General features: G+C 69.0%; 1 protein-coding gene. It reads right to left on the minus strand.

Going from position 1 to position 2,243, the window contains the following annotated elements:
• The coding region (locus Q2100_RS30980; protein ID WP_302917086.1) for a transglycosylase domain-containing protein at positions 1-2,243 on the minus strand (2,243 nt) is incomplete at both ends.

Consider the following 2,243-nt stretch of genomic DNA (forward strand, 5'->3'; position numbering starts at 1 on the left):
CGCACCCGGATCGGGCACCGGGGTCGGCGCACCCGGCACGGGCGGCGCACCCGGCACAGGCGGACCGATCGGGACGGTGCTCGGCGGGCCGATCGGGATGGTGATGCCCGGCGCGACCTCGAGCGTCGGCTGAATGACGGTCATCGAGGGCGTCGGCGGGACGGTCGACGACGGGGGCGGCGGAGCCTGCGGCACGCCGGCGTAGCCGCCGATCTCCTCGGGCTTGGGGAACGACTCCTCTTCGGTGTCCTCCAGCGCGCCGTCCATCGTCTCTTTCCAGATGTCCGACGGCAGACCGGATCCGTAGATCGCCGACCCGCCCGACGTCTGCAGGGGCTTGGTGCCCTCGGTGGTACCGACCCAGACCGCCGTCGACAACGACGGCGTGAACCCCACCATCCAGGCGTCCCGGTTGTCGCCGGTGTCACCCAGCTGCACGGTGCCCGTCTTCGCCCCCGAGGGTCGTCCGCCGGCCAGGTTGTGGCCGTTGGAGTAACCCGCGATCGGCTGCATCGCCGAGATCGCGTTGTCGGCGACGTTCTTGTCGATGCGCTGCTCGCCGTCGTTGCTCTCCTGCGAGGCGTCGAAGAGCACGTCGCCCTGGGAGTTGACCACCTTCTGCACGAAGTGCGGCTTGCGGTAGACGCCCGACGCCGCGATCGTCGCGTACGCCGACGCCATGTCGAGCACCCGGGTCTGGTACTGCCCGAGCACGATGCCGTTGTTCGGCGGGCCGCCCTGACCGTCCTCGCTCAAGGTGTGCTCGACGCCGGGGAAGCTCTCCGCGACGCCGGCCTGGTGCGCGGCGTCGGCCACGTCCTGCGGGCCGTTCTTCAGCTTCAGCATCAGCCGGTAGTAGCTGGTGTTCAGCGACCGCTTGAGCGCCTCGGCGATGTTGCAGGTGCCGCAGCTGTTGCCCTCGACGTTGCTGATCTCGATGCCGTTGACGCTCACCGGTGAGCTGTCGACCTGATAGCCGAGGCCGATCCCCTGCTGCAGCGCGGCGAGCAGCGCGAACACCTTGAACGACGAACCGGTCTGCAGACCCGCCTGCGCGAAGTCGAAGCCGTTGGCGTCCGAACCGCCGTAGTAGGCCCTGACCCCGCCGGTCTTCGGGTCGATCGACACCACCGCCGAGCGCATGTCCGGATCCTGACCGTCCAGGTTCTCGGTGACCGCCTCCTCGGCGGCCCTCTGCGCCTTCGGGTCGATGGTGGTGGTGATCTGCAGGCCCTCGGTGTTGAGCGTCTGCTCGTTGATGTCGAACAGTTCCAGCAGTTCCTTGGTGACCTGGCGCTCGATCAGACCGTTGGGCCCGGTGGTCTGGTTCTGCGCGCGCGCCTGCTCCGGCGGCACCGTCGGCGGGAACACCTGGGCGGCCCGGTCGGTGGCCGACAGCGCACCGATCTCGACCATGCCGTCGAGCACCCAGTTCCACCGCTCCGCGGCGCCCTCGGGATCGACCGCGGGATCCAGCGTCGACGGCCGTTGGATGAGCGCGGCCAGCAGGGCGCTCTCGGCCACCGTCAGCTGCTCGACGGGTTTGCCGAAGTAGGCGGTGGAGGCGGCCGCCACGCCGTAGGCGCCGCGGCCGAAGTAGATGATGTTGAGGTAGGACTGCAGCACCTGGTCCTTGGACCACTCACTCGACATCTTCGTCGAGATGACCAGTTCCTTGGCCTTGCGCGTGACACCGCCCAGCCCGGAGCGCTCCGAACCGACGAGCGCGTTCTTCACGTACTGCTGGGTGATCGTCGAACCGCCCTGCACGTCGCCGCCGAAGATGTTGTTCTTGAAGGCGCGCAGGAACCCGGTGAAGGAGAAGCCGGGATTGGAGTAGAAGTCGCGGTCCTCGGCGGCCATCACCGCGTCGCGCATCGAGACCGGGATCTGGTCGATGGTGACGTCGACACGGTTGCCCTCGGGCGGCACGATCTTGGCGAGCTCGCTGCCGTCGCCGGCCAGGATCGTCGACACCTGATTCGTCCGGATGTCGCCGGGTTTGGGCACGTCGACGATCATGTAGGCCATGCCGAACGTGATCAGCGGCAGCAGGATCAGCACCGCGGCGGCCACGATCAGACCGCGCCGCACCCACCTCCAGTTGATCTGCTCACGCCAGCTCGGCGTTCCGCCCGGAGGCGGGTCCGACGGCCCGTCACCACTGCCGCGGCCACGGCGGCGCGGCGGCGGTGGCGGAGGCGTGCCGTCGAGGGCAGCCTTCACCACGTCGATGGGATCGC

Origin of the sequence: Mycolicibacterium arseniciresistens (assembly GCF_030519285.1) — a bacterium.
GTDB classification, from domain to species: Bacteria; Actinomycetota; Actinomycetes; order Mycobacteriales; family Mycobacteriaceae; genus Mycobacterium; species Mycobacterium arseniciresistens.